Raw genomic sequence first — 15,072 nt, forward strand, 5'->3', positions numbered from 1 at the left:
CGAAGCCTTTCGTGATTGCTTATGCGTTGCTCAACGGTTGCGGGCCGCTGGCGAATACGCCTTGCAGGGCGATGGCAAGACACCGGCAATACGCCGCGAGGATGCCGTGGCATCCTCGCGGTCGCTGCATCAAGCCTCAGGCCGCGTGTGGTGCCGCCGCCGGTGCAGAGTGGGGCGCAACGCGAGGCCCGGAGTGATACAGCGCCAGCAGCGAAGCTTCCTTCTGTTTCGCCGCCTTCAGGTGCCGCTCCTTCACATGCCCGTAGCCACGGATCTCTTCCGGTATGCGGGCGATCGCCACCGCCGTATCCAGGTTGTCCTTCGCCAGCTTCGGCAGCAGCGCAAGCACGGTGTCGCGGTAGCCGCCGATCAGCGCACGCTCCATCTTCCGTTCCGCCGTGTAGCCGAACACGTCGAGCGGCGTGCCGCGCAGGCCCTTCAGCTTCGCCAGCACGCCGAACGCCTGCCGCATCCATGGGCCGAACTGCTGCTTGACGAGGTGGCCATCCTTGTCCTTCTTCGCCAGCAGCGGCGGTGCCAGGTGGTACTTCACCGCGTAATCGCCATCGAACATGCCTTCGATCTTGCGGCGGAAGGCAGGGTCCGTGTGCAGCCGCGCGACTTCGTACTCGTCCTTGTAGGCCATCAGCTTGTACAGGTAGCGCGCTACCGCTTCGGTCAGCTTCTTCGTGCCCAGCGGTTCTTCGGCACGCCTTACCTGGTCGAGGAAATCGGTGTACTGGCGGGCATACGCCGCGTTCTGGTACGCCGTCAGCAATTCCACGCGGCGCGCGACCAGCTCGTCGAGCGTCTGCGAGCGCTTGAACTCGATCACTTGTGCGGGTGCCGCCATCTTCGTGACAGCGGCCAGGTCGTGCGCGGCATAGCGGCCCCAGTTGAAGGCGGCCTTGTTGAATGCCACCGAGACGGCGTTCAATTCGATCGCCTTCATCAGCGCCGCTTCCGACAGCGGCACGTGCCCCTTCTGGAAGCAGTAGCCCAGCATGAACATATTCGTGGCGATCGCATCTCCCATCAGTGCCGTGGCGATGCGGCCGGCATCGATGAAGTCCACGCGGTCTTCGCCGCAGGCCAGCAAAATTTCCGATTGCGAGCTGTTGCCGGGGAATTGCCAGTCCGGGTTCTTCACGAACGCGGCGGTGGTGGCGCCAGTGGAATTGATCGCGGCCCAGGTGCGGCCCTCGCCCATCCGGCTCAAGGCATCGCGGCTGGCGGTGACGATCTGGTCGCAGCCGATCACCAGATCGGCGCTGCCGGTGCCCACGCGCGTCGAATGCAGGTCCGCCTGGCGGTCGGCCAGCCGCACGTGCGACATCACCGGCCCGCCCTTTTGCGCCAGGCCGCTCATGTCCAGCACCACGGCGCCCTTGTTCTCCACGTGCGCCGCCACGGCCAGGATCTGGCCGACGGTGACGACACCGGTTCCGCCGATGCCGGTGACGAGGATGCCGTAAGGCTGCGCGGTGGAGGGCAGCACCGGCGCCGGCAAGGCCGGCACTTCGCCGCCGGCCGCGGCCTTCTTCGGCTTTTTCAGCTGGCCGCCTTCCACCGTCACGAACGACGGGCAGAAACCGGACACGCACGAGTAATCCTTGTTGCAGGAAGACTGGTTGATCTGGCGCTTGCGTCCCAGCTCCGTTTCCAGCGGCTCCACGGACAGGCAGTTCGACTGCACCGAGCAGTCGCCGCAGCCTTCGCAGACGGCTTCGTTGATGACCACGCGCTTGGCCGGATCGGGGTATTCGTTGCGCTTGCGGCGGCGCCGCTTTTCGGATGCGCAGGTCTGGTCGTAGATCATTGCCGACACGCCGGGCTTGTCGCGCAATTCCTTCTGCACGTCCATCAGCTCCGAACGGTGGCGCACCGTGACGCCGGGCGCCCACGCGTAGTCGTCCGGGTATTTGTCGGGATCGTCGGTGACGACGATGATCGGCGTGACGCCTTCGGCGGCGATCTGGCGCGAGATCATGCCCGGGTCGAGCGGGCCGTCGACGTTCTGGCCGCCCGTCATGGCCACCGCGTCGTTGTACAGGATTTTATAGGTGATGTTGACCTTGGCGGCCACCGCCGCCCGGATCGCCAGGATGCCGGAGTGGAAATAGGTGCCGTCGCCCAGGTTGGTGAACACGTGCCGCTCGTTCGTGAACGGTGCCTGCCCCACCCACGTAACGCCTTCCGCGCCCATGTGCGTGAAGGTGGATGTTTCGCGGTCCATCCACAGCACCATGTAGTGGCAGCCGATGCCGGCCAGCGCGCGCGAACCTTCCGGCACCTTGGTCGACGTGTTGTGCGGGCAGCCGGAACAGAAGTAAGGCGTGCGGTCCGTTTCGGGATTGGCCTTGGCGGGCACGTTCTTCAGCACCAGTTCCTTCGCTTCCAGGAAGGCAATGCGTTCCTGCACGCGCCTGGCAACCGGATGGCCCGCGCAATAGTGCGAAATGCGGCTGGCGATGGCGCGGGCGATCTGCGCCGGGTTCAGTTCATACGTGGCGGGCAGCAGCCAGTCGCCATGGCCGCTGCGGTGCTGGTTCGACCATTCGCCGGTGTCGTCGAACTTGCCGACCACGCGCGGGCGCTGGCCGTCCGGCAGGTTGTACAGCTCTTCCTTCAATGCGTACTCGAGGATCTGGCGCTTTTCCTCCACCACCAGGATCTCGTCCAGCCCGCGGGCGAATTCATGCACGCCGTCTGCCTCCAGCGGCCACGTCATGCCCACCTTGTACAGGCGGATGCCGATGTCGGCGGCGGCCTGTTCGTCGATGCCGAGGTCGGCCAGCGCCTGCCGCGTGTCGAGATACGACTTGCCGGCCGTGATGATGCCGATCTTCGGCCGCGGGCTGTCCCAGATGATTCTGTTCAGCTTGTTGGCACGGCAGTACGCCAGGGCGGCGTACCACTTGTAGCTGTTCATCCGCACTTCCTGGTCCAGCACCGCGTCGGGCCAGCGGATGTTCAGGCCGCCCGGCGGCAGCTCGAAGTCGTCCGGCATGGCGATCTGCACGCGGTCCGGGTCGAAGTCGATCACGGCGCCCGATTCGATGATGTCGGTCACGCATTTCATCGCCACCCACAGCCCCGTGTAGCGGCTCATCGCCCAGCCATGCAGGCCATAGTCGAGGTATTCCTGCACCGACGACGGGTACAGCACCGGGATGCCGCAGGCGGCCAGGATATGGTCCGACTGGTGCGCAGTGGACGAGGATTTCGCCGCGTGGTCATCGCCCGCCAGCACCAGCACGCCGCCGTGCCGGGACGAGCCGGCATTGTTGGCATGCTTGAAGACGTCGCCGCAGCGGTCCACGCCGGGACCCTTGCCGTACCACATGGAGAACACGCCATCGTATTTCGCGTCGGCGAACAGATTGGTTTGCTGCGTGCCCCAGACAGCCGTGGCTGCGAGGTCTTCGTTCATGCCCGGGTGGAACTTGACGTGATGCGCTTCCAGGTATTTTTTCGCCTTGATCGCCGTCTGGTCGATCGACGTGACGGGCGAACCGCGGTAGCCGGTGATGTAGCCGGCGGTATTCAGGCCCGCTTTCAGGTCGCGCTCGCGCTGCAGCATCGGCAGGCGGATCAGCGCCTGGGTGCCGGTGAGGAACGCGCGGCCGCGCTCCAGCGTCCATTTGTCGTCGAGGGTGATGTCCTCTTTGCCTAGCTCCGTACCCTTGTGAGGTGCGTTCATGGGTTGTCTCCAGTATTTTCTGCAAAAGCTTCAAGCCGGCGCGCCCTCTGATGGGGTGCTGCCGGCTTTGCGGTGGTAGCGTTACTGCGCTATGCCATGGTCGGCTTGTCCTCCAGCACGCCCCGGCGAATCTGGTCGAGCTCGATCGATTCGAACAGCGCACGGAAATTGCCTTCGCCAAAGCCCTGGTCGCCCTTGCGCTGGATGATCTCGAAGAAAATCGGGCCGATCACGTTCTGCGTGAAGATCTGCAGCAGCAGCTCGCGCTGCTGTTCACTAGTGGCCTGCCCGTCGATCAGGATGCGCAGGCGGCGCAGCTCTTCCAGGTTTTCGCCGTGGTTCGGCAGCCGCCGGTCGACAAGTTCGTAGTACGTTTCGATCGTATCCTGGAACGCGATTCCGCTGTCGCGCATTCCCTGGATGGACCGGTAGATATCGTCGGTCCCGAGGGCGATGTGCTGGATGCCCTCGCCGTGGTATTCGTTGAGGTACTCGGCAATCTGCGACTTGTCGTCAGACGATTCGTTGATCGGGATGCGGATCTTGCCGCACGGCGAAGTCATCGCCTTCGACTTCAGGCCCGTGTGCTTGCCGGCGATGTCGAAGTAGCGGATCTCGCGGAAATTGAACAGCCGCTCGTAGAAGCCGGCCCATTCGGCCATGCGGCCGCGGTAGACGTTATGGGTGAGGTGATCGATATAGGTGAGGCCGTTGCCGACCGGATTCGGGTCCACGCCGGGGATCGCCACGAAATCGGCGTCATAGATGCTGATGTCGCCGATGCTGCCGGGCGCCTGGCCCCTGGCGGTATTCTTGCCGCGCCAGCGGTCGACCAGGTACAGCAGCGAATCCCCGACGCCCTTGATCGCCGGAATGTTCAGCTCCATCGGGCCGGTCTTGTTGTCGAAGCCCCAGGCGCCCATCTCGAGCGCCTTGTTGTAGACGTAGGCCGCATCGTCGACGCGGATCGCGATGGCGCACACGGAAGGGCCGTGCTGGCGGGCGAAGCGCTGGGCGAACGAATGCTCTTCGGCGTTGATGATGAAGTTGATCTCGCCCTGGCGGTACAGCGTGACATCCTTGGTGCGGTGGCGCGCGATTGCGGTGAATCCCATGTTCTCGAACAGCTTGCCGAGTGCTTTCGGGTCGGGTGCGGCGAACTCGACGAATTCGAATCCATCGGTTCCCATCGGATTGTCCCAGGGCGTGAACTGCATGTGTGTCTCCTTTTATCGAATAGCCAAAAGTATAGGCTTCGCCCTGGAGAATTAAATTGCAAAGATTTCCCAGACAAGCTTGTTCTGAGCAATAATATTGCGTTATCAGGCACACCAAGAGGAGATTATGACCAAGATCGCGCTGGACAAGACAGACCGTAAAATCCTTTCCATTCTCCAGGAAGATGGACGCCTGTCGAACCAGGACGTGGCCGAGCAGGTCAGCCTGTCGCCGTCGCCCTGCCTGCGCCGCATCAAGCGGCTGGAAGAGGAAGGCGTGATCCGCCAGTATGTGGCGCTGCTCGATCCGGACAAGATCGGCCTGGGGCTGCTGGCCTATGTCAACGTGCGGCTGGAAAAGCACAGCGACGCCGCCGCGGTGGCGCACAGCACGGCCAGGGCGCTGGGGGCGCTGCCGGGCACCGTATCGCCGCGCGAGGATTTCGCCGTGGCCGTGGAAGGATGGCCGGAAGTGGTGGCGTGCTACGCCATGACCGGTGAAATGGATTACCTGCTGCGCGTGCACGTGGAAGACATGGACCACTTCTCGCGCTTCATGATGGCCACCCTGTTGCGGCATCCGGCCGTGCTGGATGTGAAGTCCAGCTTTGCGCTGCAGCGCATCAAGGATACGACGGCGCTGCCGCTGGTGTGATGCCGCCCGGGTGCGGCCTTATTCCTTCTTGCCGCGCCCCGGCAGCATGTCCCACAGCTTGGCGGCACGCCGCACATTGGCCTTCAGCGCGTAATCGATGGTGGCCAGCTGTTCCTGCATGGCTTCCTGCATCACGCTCGACGGATCGGCCGGGCCCAGCTTGAGATAGGCGTCCGCCTCGCCATAGTCGCGGTGGATTTCCATGCCCGCCTTCTTGGCGATGTGGATCATGATCTGGTTCGACGACAGGCAATGCATGGTGAGCGTGTCGACATCGTGGTTGCGGCAGACGATCGCGGCGCGCTCGAACAGCTTCGAACCGATGCCCAGCCCGCGCGCCGATTTCAGTACCGATACGCCGAATTCGGCCACCTGTTCCTTGTCGGTGGCGCTGTCCTTCTCCGGCTGGCGCTCCGCGAACCCCAGATGGCCGACCGCGACGAGGCGGAACACGCGGTTGTACACGCCGAACACGATGTCGCGGTCGAAGTCGATGCCGTCGACGTATTTCGTCACCTGCTCGTCCGTGATGGGCGAACCGAAGCGCAGCAGCCGGTCGCGGCCCTCGATCTGCAGGAAATGCTTCAGCATGCGGCGCCGGTCCCGTTCGCGCAATTCCTTCACGGGAATCGTCGGCCGCGGCTCGGGGCGGCCCAGCCACTTGTGCAGCGGGTTGCGGAACAGGTTCAGGCGGGGCATCACCCTTCTCCCGCGCCGCTGCGTTCATCCACGTCGTCCGGTTCGTCGGGCCGGGCCAGCGCCTCGCGCACCGCACGCACACGCGCCTCGCGCACCAGTTCCGGAATGCGCTCGGGCCGGTCGGCGCATCCCTGGGCGATCTCGCCGGCGTTGACGCCGCGCGCGGCAGCCAGCGCCCGCTCAAGGTATTCGCGCTGCGGGAATGGCGCCTCGCGGAATGAAGCTTTCGCCCCTTCCCGGCCACGCGCATCGCATTCCGTCACTTGCAGCAGCTGGAGGAAACGGGCCGGCTTGCGAAACGCGTCGCTGCGTTCGAACAGCTTGACGATCGTATTGCAGCGCAATTCCAGCGCACGCGCCACGTTGCCGTGCTCGCGCGCGGCCAGCACCGCCAGGTCGCGGCACTCGGTCGGCACCTTCAGCCGCGCGCATACCTCCTTCACCAGGGCAGTGCCCAGGCCCTCGTGGCCGTGATGGGCCGGCCATTTGTCGGCCGGCGTGGCGCCTTTGCCCAGGTCGTGCAGCAGTGCCGCGAAGCGCACCGGCAGTTCATGGCCCTGTTGCGCCGCATGGTCGACCACCTGTTCCAGGTGAATGCCGGTATCGACTTCCGGATGCCATTGCTCGGGCTGCGGCACGCCCCACAAGCGGTCCAGTTCCGGCACGATGCGCGCCAGCGCGCCGCAGTCGCGCAGCACCTGGAGCATGCGCGACGGGCGTTGCTCCATCAAGCCGCGCGACAATTCCTGCCATACGCGTTCGGGCACCAGCGCATCGACTTCGCCTTCGTCGACCATGCGGCGCATCAAGGCATTGGTTTCCGGCGCCACCGTGAAATCGGCATAGCGGGCGGCAAAGCGGGCCACGCGCAGGATGCGCACGGGATCTTCGGCAAACGCGTCCGACACATGGCGGAACACGCGCCGGCCGATGTCGCCGCGGCCGTCGAACGGGTCGGTCAGCGTGCCATCCTCGGCACGGGCAATCGCATTGATGGTCAGGTCGCGGCGTACCAGGTCCTGTTCCAGCGTGACATCCGGCGCCGTGTGGAACACGAAGCCCTTGTAGCCGGGCGCGGTCTTGCGTTCGGTACGGGCCAGCGCGTATTCCTCGTGCGTGTCCGGGTGCAGGAACACGGGAAAATCCTTGCCGACGGCGCGAAAGCCCTGCTGCACCATCTGCTCCGGCGTGGCGCCGACGACGACATGGTCGTGGTCCTTGACGGGCAGTCCCAGCAGTTCATCGCGGACGGCACCGCCAACGACGTAGGTCTTCATTCGTCTGCCGCGCCTCCGGCTCCCTCGGCCTGGGCACCCTCGATCCAGCGCGCCACGGCCGGGTGCCGGGTTACCCGCTCGCAGTAGGCCGACAGTGCCGGCGGCAATGCCACGCCATAGGTGTTGAAGCGGGTGACCACCGGGGCGAAGAAGGCGTCCGCCAGCGAAAAATCACCGAACAGGAATTCGTTGTGGCCGAAGCGGCACAGGCATTCTTCCCATATTTCGCTGACGCGGCCGATGTCGGCCTGCGTTTCCGGCGTGCGGCCCTGGCCGCGCAGGCTGGCGCAGATGTTCATCGGCATCGTGCTGCGCAGTCCGGTGAAGCTGGAGTGCATCTCGGCGCAGATCGAGCGCGCCGTGGCGCGCGCTGCCACGTCCTGCGGCCACAGGTGCTTGTCGGGGAATTGCTCGGCCAGGTATTCGCAGATCGCCAGACTGTCCCAGATCGTGATGTCGCCGGCCAGCAGCACGGGCACGCGTCCGCTGTGCGAGTAACGGGCAATGTTGCCGGATGTGTCGGGGCGGTCCAGCTTTACCCGCACCTCGGTAAACGGGATGCCGAAGGCGGTCATCGCCACCCAGGGCCGCATCGACCAGGAAGACAGGTTCTTGTTGCCGATGACGAGCGTGAGGCCGGGCTGGCGCGCGGCAGCCAGCGTCTGGTTCAAAGTAGGGTCGAGTTCGATCGTTTGCATGGAGGTGGAAAATGCGGGAAAGTAAGGGAGCGCGCCGGCTCAGCGGCTCGAGAGGCTGTTCTCTTGCGGGTCCTGGCCGCGCGGATCGGGCTCGCGCAGCTCATTCTCGCCATAGCCCTTCGGCGTGACGACGCCCAGCCGCGCCTTCATCGATTGCGGCCGGCCTTCGAACAGGGCCGCGTAGTAGGTCGCATTGGTCATCACGTTCTTTACATAGCCGCGCGTTTCCGAGTAGGGAATCGATTCGATGAAAATGGTGGCATCCATCGGCTTGTCCAGCTTCGAGCGCCAGGAGCGCAGCCGGCCCGGGCCGGCATTGTACGCGGCGGTGGCCAGCACCTGCGAGCCATCCATGCTGCCCAGCACCATGTTCATGTAGTTGGCACCCAGCAGGATATTGGTGCGTACGTCCGTCAGCATGTCCTGCACGAAATTCGTCAGGCCGATCTTGTTGGCCACCCAGCGCCCCGTGGAAGGCATCACCTGCATCAGGCCCGATGCGCCCGCACTCGACTGCGCATTCATCACGAAGCGCGATTCCTGCCGGATCAGACCGTATACCCAGGCACGGTCGAGGCCGAGCGTGTTGGTGGTGGGCCGCATGATTTCATCGTGCGGCGCCGGGTAGCGGTGGGTGTAGTCGGCCAGCGCGCGGGTGCGCTCGGACGTGTACACCATCCGGTCGAGGATATGGTGCTGGCGCGCATACTCGGCCACGGCGATCAACTCGCGGTCGGACAGGTGCCGCACTTCCCAGTTCCATTCGCGCATGCCTTCGAAGCGCAGCCGCATGTCGAAGAACTTCAGCGCGCGGCGGATGCCCGGGTTGGCGGCGATCGCGGCGATCTCTTGCGCCGTTACCGGCGCTCCCGGCGCGGGAATGCTGACCGTGCGGCCCAGCTCCTCGGCGGCCAGCAAGCCATAGTAATCCTCGCGGTCGGCGATGCTCTGGTACAGGAACTGCGCCTCGGGCGTCATGTGGCCGCCGGCCAGCGCGACGGAAGTGCGGGCCTGCCAGTACACCCAGGTGGGATCCTGCCGCAACTGCGGCGGCATCGCCGCGAGGTAGTCGCGCACCAGCTGCCAGTTACCGTCGCGCAGTGCGTAGCGGGTGCGCCACTGGTGCTGGTCGATCGACAGCGGTGCCCCGGCGGCACTGCGCCAGTAGTCGGAAGTTTCCGGATCGACCACGTACGACGCCGGCAGCGCGATATTGGCCCAGCCGATCGCCTGCTCCTGCGGGGTCAGCTTCGGCAATGCCTTCCTCAGCGCCAGCACGGACAGCTTGACGCTGGTGCGGGCGGCGCGGCCCAGCGCGACGAGGAAGACCTCGCGGTCGGCCTTCGTGCTGCCGACACCTTTTGCCAACACCACGGCGGGCACGTCGATGGCCTGGGCGATTTTCTTGTCCGACCCGTTCAGCAGCATGATCGCGCGGCGCGCCTGGGCGGTGGCTTTCGTTTCGCCGGCCAGGCGCACCTGCGCCCACAGGTCTTCCTGGGTGAACTGGCCGGTTTGTGCCAGCGACGCGATCAGCGCGCTGCAGCCATCGCCGTAATACGGCGGGTAGATCAGTTGCGCACGGGCGTCGGCGGCCACGTTCTCGCCTTTCGACAGGCGCGACAGCAAGGCGTAGCACTTGACCTGGGTATCGTCCTTCAGCACGAACAGTGGGAACTGCTGGTCGAACATCGCCCACTCGCGCTTGCGGCCCAGTTCCAGCAGCCAGTCATTGCGCAGGCGGTCGGCAATCGCCGTGCCCTGGTAGCGCTGCAGGAAGGCCAGGATCTCGGTCGAGGTGGCGGCAGTGAAATGGGATTTCAGCCGATAATAGTCGACGTAGGATGGAATGGCATAGTCGGCGAGCCGTGCCGCATAGAACTCGGCCTTTGTCGCATCGTTGCGGCGCACCGAGTCGCGCAGCAGCAGGAACGCATCGTCCTCCTTGCGGCTGTCGCCCAGGTCTTGCGGAACCGCGAGGGGCGGGATGGCGCAGGAAATCGCGAGCAGTGCGCCGGCTATCCATTTCGACGGGGAAATCAAGATACGACTCTCAAAAAGTGATATGACCAGCGACCCTAGAATAACACGCCTGCCTGAAGGGCTACCACCCGCGAGCGCACAGACCGCTGCGGCGGAAAAGGCTGCGTTGCGCAAGCAATTGCTGGCTGAACGGCGCAACTTGCCGTCGGAAACCCGCGCGCAGTGGGATGCGGACATTTGCCGGCATATCGTGCAATGGTGGCATGAGGCAAGAGTAGATGCACTCGGCGTCTACTGGCCGCTGCGCGACGAGCCCGACCTGCATGCCGCCTACGCCGAGCTGGCGCGCCTCGGCGTGCGGCTGCTGTTGCCGGTCGTGCTGAAGCGCGATGCACCGCTGGAGTTTGCGTCCTGGCAGATCGGCGAAGCGCTGGTGAAGGATGCGATGGGGATCGCGGTACCGGCCGAGTTGCGGATCGAACCGACTCCGCCGGCACTGCTGGTGCCATGCCTGGGTTTCAATGCCGCAGGCTACCGGCTTGGCTATGGCGGCGGCTTCTACGACCGCACGCTGGAGAAGGCGCCGCGCCCGGCGACGGTGGGCATCGCCTACGCGTGCCTGGCCGCCGAGTTCGGCAGCGATGGCCACGACATCGCGCTGGACCGGATCATCACCGAGAAAGCATAAAAATTGGGGACGGACCCCATTTTTTATTTGACCAGCCGCTGCCACAGCGCCGTGGTCGCGGCTGCCTGGTTCATGCTGTAGAAGTGCAGGCCGGGGGCGCCGCCGGCGAGCAGGCGCTCGCACAGTGCCGTCACCACGTCCAGGCCGAAGGCCTTGATCGAGGCCGTATCGTCGCCGAAACTGGCCAGTTTCAGGCGCACCCAGCGGGGAATCTCGGCGCCGCACATGTCGGAAAACCGCATCAGCTGCGTGGTGTTCAGGATCGGCATGATGCCGGCCACGATCGGCACGGTAACGCCGGCCTTCTGCGCCGCATCGACGAACTGGAAATACGCGTCGGCATTGTAGAAATACTGCGTGATCGCGGCATCGGCGCCCGCGTTCACCTTGCGCACGAAGGCGTCGAGGTCGGACTGCGGCGATTTTGCCTGCGGATGGACTTCCGGATAGGCGGCGACTTCGATGTGGAACCAGTCGCCCGTTTCGGCGCGGATGAATTCCACCAGTTCGTTGGCATAGCGGAATTCTCCCGCCCCGCCGTAGCCGCTGGGCAGGTCGCCGCGCAGCGCGACCACGCGCTTGATGCCGTGCGACTTGTATTCGTTCAGGATGGCGCGGATCGATTCACGCGTGCCGCCGACGCACGACAGGTGCGGTGCGGCGTCCTCGCCGGCGGACATGATGTCGAGCACGGTTTCCAGCGTACCGCGCTGGGTGCTGCCGCCGGCGCCGAACGTGACGGAAAAATACTTGGGATGCAGTTCGGACAGCTTGGCACGCGTGGCGCGCAGCTTTTCCGCACCTTCCACCGTCTTCGGCGGGAAAAATTCGATACTAAAATTATGGTCAGCCATCGGCGTCTTTCAACAACAGGGAAGAGAGGGCCCAGGAGATCACGCTGTACAGCAGTGCGCCGCCGACCGCCGCCCAGAAACTCGTCACTGTAAAGCCGTCCACGAATTGCGCCACCAGCCAGAATGTAAAACCGTTGACGATGAAGATGAACAGGCCCAGCGACAGCACGGTCACGGGTAAGGTAAGCAGCAGCAGCAGTGGTCGGATCAGCGTGTTCACCAGCCCGAGGATGAGCGCCGCGATCAGGGCTGCGCCGACGCTCGTGACGTCGACGGAATGCATCAGGTAAGGCACTGCGAACAGCGCCGCGGCATTGATGAACCAGGTCAGGACCAGACGCATTGGATGAAAGCCTCAAGCGGAAAAAATAACAAGGGAAATGTGTTGCAAAAAAAGGCCGGCGTTGCGCCGGCCTTCGTACCCATCAATAGCGGTAGTGTTCCGGTTTATACGGGCCTTCGACCTTGACGTTGATGTAGGCGGCCTGCTCTGCCGTCAACTCGGTCAGCTGCGCGTTCAGCTTCTTCAGCTGCAGGCGGGCGACCTTTTCGTCCAGGTGCTTCGGCAGCGTGTAGACGCCGACCGGGTACTTGTCCTTGTGCAGGAACAGTTCGATCTGCGCGATGGTCTGGTTCGCGAACGACGAGCTCATCACGTACGACGGGTGGCCGGTGCCGCAACCCAGGTTCACCAGCCGACCTTCGGCCAGCAGGATGATGCGCTTGCCATCAGGGAAGATCACGTGATCGACCTGCGGCTTGATGTTTTCCCACTGATACTTCTTCAGCGCGGCAACGTCGATTTCGTTGTCGAAGTGGCCGATGTTGCAGACGATCGCCTGGTCCTTCATCTTCAGCATGTGCTGTTCGGTGAGGATGTGGTAATTGCCGGTGCAGGTGACGAAGATGTCGCCATGTTCGGCGGCGTAGTCCATCGTCACCACGCGGTAGCCTTCCATCGCGGCCTGCAGTGCGCAGATCGGGTCGATCTCGGTGACCCACACCTGGGCCGACAGCGCACGCATGGCCTGGGCCGAACCCTTGCCCACGTCACCATAGCCGGCGATGACGGCGATTTTGCCGGCGATCATCACGTCGGTAGCGCGCTTGATACCGTCCACCAGGGATTCGCGGCAACCATACAGGTTGTCGAATTTCGACTTGGTGACGGAATCATTCACATTGATTGCCGGGAAGGCCAGCTTGCCTTCCTTGTGCATCTGGTACAGGCGGTGCACGCCGGTGGTGGTTTCTTCCGTCACGCCCATGATGTGCGGCAGGCGCTTGGAGTACCACGTGGCGTCTTTCGCCAGGTGGGCCTTGATCGAGTTGAACAGGCAGATTTCTTCTTCCGAGCCCGGATTGTCCAGCACGGAAGCATCCTTTTCGGCGCGCGCGCCCAGGTGCAGCAGCAGCGTGGCATCGCCGCCATCGTCCAGGATCATGTTCGAGTACACGCCTTCGCCCGGCCATTCGAAGATGCGGTGGGTGTATTCCCAGTATTCGTCCAGCGTTTCGCCCTTGACGGCGAACACCGGCGTGCCGGCTGCGGCGATCGCGGCGGCCGCGTGGTCTTGCGTCGAGTAGATATTGCACGACGCCCAGCGCACCTGCGCGCCCAGTGCTTCCAGCGTGCGGATCAGTACGGCGGTCTGGATCGTCATGTGCAGCGAGCCGGTGATGCGGGCGCCCTTCAGCGGCTGCGCAGCGGCGAATTCATCCTGGATCGCCATCAGGCCGGGCATTTCCGTTTCGGCGATCTTGATTTCTTTCTCGCCCCACGCGGCCAGGCCGATGTCGGCAATGATGTAATCCTGGGAATCTTTGAGTACGGCGTTCATCACGCCTCCTTTCATGTTGAAAAAAGTTGACGTGAGCGCGGTTGCAGAAGTGTCCGAGCCTGGCGGATTCGATTGATCCGTCGCAACGCTCCTCGGAGAACAGGCATTCTATAACAAAAAACCGGATACGCGATCCGGTTTTTGTTGCCTGAAGAGGGGCGGTCCGGCGAGCCGGCGCACCCCTTTCTTCTGGCAATATTGCTCAACAAATGGGGTACGTCCCCATTTTTCGAGCAACTTTTACGAGAGGCCGGCGGCGGCGCGCAGGGCGGCGGCCTTGTCGGTGCGCTCCCAGCTGAATTCCGGCTCTTCGCGGCCGAAGTGGCCATAGGCGGCGGTCTTGCGGTAGATCGGGCGCAGCAGGTCGAGCATCTGCACGATGCCTTTCGGACGCAGGTCGAAGTGTTCATGCACCAGTTCGGCGATCTTTTCGTCCGGGATCACGCCGGTGCCTTCGGTGTAGACCGTGATGTTGATCGGCCGGGCGATGCCGATCGCGTACGACACCTGCACCTGGCACTGGCGCGCCAGGCCCGCGGCCACGACGTTCTTGGCCACGTAGCGGGCAGCGTAGGCGGCCGAGCGGTCGACCTTCGACGGATCCTTGCCGGAGAATGCGCCACCGCCATGGGGCGCCGCGCCGCCGTACGTGTCGACGATGATCTTGCGGCCGGTCAGGCCGCAGTCGCCCTGCGGGCCGCCGATGACGAAGCGGCCGGTCGGGTTGACGAGGTATTTCGTGTCCTGCAGCCATTCCTTCGGCAGCACCGGGCGGATGATCTCCTCGATTACCGCTTCCTCGATCTGCTTGTGCTGCATTTCCGGCGCGTGCTGGGTGGACAGCACGACAGTATCGACGGCCACCGGCCGGCCGTTTACGTAACGCAGCGTGACCTGCGACTTCGCATCCGGACGCAGCCATGGCAGGCGGCCGTCCTTGCGCAGCTGGGACTGGCGCTCGACCAGGCGGTGCGCGTAGTAGATCGCGGCAGGCATCAGTTCCGGCGTTTCATCGCAGGCGTAGCCGAACATCAGGCCCTGGTCGCCGGCGCCCTGGTCCAAGTCGATACCGGCGCCTTCGTCGACGCCCTGGGCGATGTCCGGCGACTGCTTGTCGTAGGCGACCAGCACGGCGCAGCCCTTGTAGTCGATACCGTAGTCGGTATTGTCGTAGCCGATGCTCTTGATGGTTTCCCGGGCGACCTGAATATAATCCACGTTCGCGTGGGTGGTGATTTCACCGGCCAGCACGACGAGGCCGGTATTGCACAGCGTTTCGGCGGCCACGCGGGCGGTCGGATCCTGGGCCAGGATGGCGTCGAGGATGGCGTCGGAAATCTGGTCGGCAACCTTGTCGGGGTGGCCTTCGGAAACGGATTCGGACGTGAAGAGGTAATCGATGGCAGACATCGCAAGCTCCTGTATAAGTTATGTTGATGAGACTGTCGCAACAACCC

The 15,072-nt window shown here is 64.1% G+C and carries 12 protein-coding genes and 1 riboswitch; of the genes, 2 read left to right on the top strand and 10 right to left on the bottom strand.

Features of this window, described 5'->3' with window-relative positions:
• Positions 1–136: 136 nt before the first annotated feature.
• Positions 137–3,703: an indolepyruvate ferredoxin oxidoreductase family protein gene (locus tag ACY34H_RS29220; RefSeq protein ID WP_464980921.1), complete on the bottom strand. Its 3,567-nt coding sequence runs from the start codon at positions 3,701–3,703 to the stop codon at positions 137–139.
• 89 nt (positions 3,704–3,792) lie between these two features.
• Positions 3,793–4,920, bottom strand: coding sequence for a 4-hydroxyphenylpyruvate dioxygenase (gene hppD, locus ACY34H_RS29225; RefSeq protein ID WP_464980922.1), 1,128 nt, complete (start codon positions 4,918–4,920; stop codon positions 3,793–3,795).
• A 127-nt stretch (positions 4,921–5,047) separates the two neighbouring features.
• Between hppD and ACY34H_RS29230 the strand changes: the two genes are divergently transcribed.
• Positions 5,048–5,575 (top strand): Lrp/AsnC family transcriptional regulator, encoded by a 528-nt coding sequence (locus ACY34H_RS29230; protein WP_137315692.1) that lies wholly within the window; start codon positions 5,048–5,050, stop codon positions 5,573–5,575.
• 18 nt (positions 5,576–5,593) lie between these two features.
• On the opposite strand, the gene ACY34H_RS29235 is transcribed toward ACY34H_RS29230, so the two are convergent.
• Genes ACY34H_RS29235 through ACY34H_RS29250 form a run of 4 tightly spaced genes read right to left on the bottom strand, consistent with a single transcriptional unit; the run spans position 5,594 to position 10,292 of the window.
• Positions 5,594–6,274: an N-acetyltransferase family protein gene (locus tag ACY34H_RS29235; RefSeq protein ID WP_464980923.1), complete on the bottom strand. Its 681-nt coding sequence runs from the start codon at positions 6,272–6,274 to the stop codon at positions 5,594–5,596.
• Positions 6,274–7,551 carry a multifunctional CCA addition/repair protein gene (locus ACY34H_RS29240; protein ID WP_464980924.1) on the bottom strand — a complete coding sequence of 426 codons (1,278 nt, stop codon included), beginning with the start codon at positions 7,549–7,551 and terminating at the stop codon, positions 6,274–6,276. The genes ACY34H_RS29235 and ACY34H_RS29240 overlap by 1 nt, the downstream gene beginning before the upstream one ends.
• On the bottom strand, positions 7,548–8,249 hold the full coding sequence (locus tag ACY34H_RS29245) for a glutathione S-transferase family protein (protein ID WP_464980925.1): 702 nt from the start codon (positions 8,247–8,249) through the stop codon (positions 7,548–7,550). The genes ACY34H_RS29240 and ACY34H_RS29245 overlap by 4 nt, the downstream gene beginning before the upstream one ends.
• Before the next feature lie 39 nt (positions 8,250–8,288).
• Positions 8,289–10,292, bottom strand: a complete 2,004-nt coding sequence (locus tag ACY34H_RS29250) for a lytic transglycosylase domain-containing protein (RefSeq protein ID WP_464980926.1) — start codon at positions 10,290–10,292, stop codon at positions 8,289–8,291.
• 106 nt (positions 10,293–10,398) lie between these two features.
• Here ACY34H_RS29250 and ACY34H_RS29255 point away from each other — a divergent pair, with 106 nt between their 5' ends.
• Positions 10,399–10,920 carry a 5-formyltetrahydrofolate cyclo-ligase gene (locus ACY34H_RS29255; RefSeq protein ID WP_464980927.1) on the top strand — a complete coding sequence of 174 codons (522 nt, stop codon included), beginning with the start codon at positions 10,399–10,401 and terminating at the stop codon, positions 10,918–10,920.
• Positions 10,921–10,943: 23 nt separating this feature from the next.
• Here the strand turns inward: ACY34H_RS29255 and metF are convergent, their stop codons facing one another.
• The 4 genes from metF to metK all read right to left on the bottom strand — a co-directional run bounded on the left by metF (position 10,944) and on the right by metK (position 15,025).
• Positions 10,944–11,774: a methylenetetrahydrofolate reductase [NAD(P)H] gene (gene metF / locus ACY34H_RS29260; RefSeq protein WP_464980928.1), complete on the bottom strand. Its 831-nt coding sequence runs from the start codon at positions 11,772–11,774 to the stop codon at positions 10,944–10,946.
• Positions 11,767–12,117 (bottom strand): phage holin family protein, encoded by a 351-nt coding sequence (locus tag ACY34H_RS29265; protein ID WP_464980929.1) that lies wholly within the window; start codon positions 12,115–12,117, stop codon positions 11,767–11,769. The genes metF and ACY34H_RS29265 overlap by 8 nt, the downstream gene beginning before the upstream one ends.
• A gap of 82 nt (positions 12,118–12,199) precedes the next feature.
• On the bottom strand, positions 12,200–13,615 hold the full coding sequence (gene ahcY, locus ACY34H_RS29270) for an adenosylhomocysteinase (protein ID WP_464980930.1): 1,416 nt from the start codon (positions 13,613–13,615) through the stop codon (positions 12,200–12,202).
• Between the two features lie 26 nt (positions 13,616–13,641).
• Positions 13,642–13,715: riboswitch (S-adenosyl-L-homocysteine riboswitch) on the bottom strand.
• A 140-nt stretch (positions 13,716–13,855) separates the two neighbouring features.
• Positions 13,856–15,025 carry a methionine adenosyltransferase gene (gene metK / locus ACY34H_RS29275; RefSeq protein ID WP_464980931.1) on the bottom strand — a complete coding sequence of 390 codons (1,170 nt, stop codon included), beginning with the start codon at positions 15,023–15,025 and terminating at the stop codon, positions 13,856–13,858.
• Between the last annotated feature and the right edge of the window lie 47 nt (positions 15,026–15,072).

This window comes from Pseudoduganella sp. jia 9, from assembly GCF_055502615.1.

Bases quoted from the DNA above. Each gene is read 5' to 3' on its own strand.
- ACY34H_RS29220 (WP_464980921.1), bottom strand. From the start codon at position 3,703: ATGAACGCACCTCACAAGGGTACGGAGCTAGGCAAAGAGGACATCACC.
- ACY34H_RS29235 (WP_464980923.1), bottom strand. From the start codon at position 6,274: ATGCCCCGCCTGAACCTGTTCCGCAACCCGCTGCACAAGTGGCTGGGC.
- metK (WP_464980931.1), bottom strand. From the start codon at position 15,025: ATGTCTGCCATCGATTACCTCTTCACGTCCGAATCCGTTTCCGAAGGC.
- ACY34H_RS29265 (WP_464980929.1), bottom strand. From the start codon at position 12,117: ATGCGTCTGGTCCTGACCTGGTTCATCAATGCCGCGGCGCTGTTCGCA.
- ACY34H_RS29230 (WP_137315692.1), top strand. From the start codon at position 5,048: ATGACCAAGATCGCGCTGGACAAGACAGACCGTAAAATCCTTTCCATT.
- ACY34H_RS29240 (WP_464980924.1), bottom strand. From the start codon at position 7,551: ATGAAGACCTACGTCGTTGGCGGTGCCGTCCGCGATGAACTGCTGGGA.
- ACY34H_RS29245 (WP_464980925.1), bottom strand. From the start codon at position 8,249: ATGCAAACGATCGAACTCGACCCTACTTTGAACCAGACGCTGGCTGCC.
- hppD (WP_464980922.1), bottom strand. From the start codon at position 4,920: ATGCAGTTCACGCCCTGGGACAATCCGATGGGAACCGATGGATTCGAA.
- metF (WP_464980928.1), bottom strand. From the start codon at position 11,774: ATGGCTGACCATAATTTTAGTATCGAATTTTTCCCGCCGAAGACGGTG.
- ahcY (WP_464980930.1), bottom strand. From the start codon at position 13,615: ATGAACGCCGTACTCAAAGATTCCCAGGATTACATCATTGCCGACATC.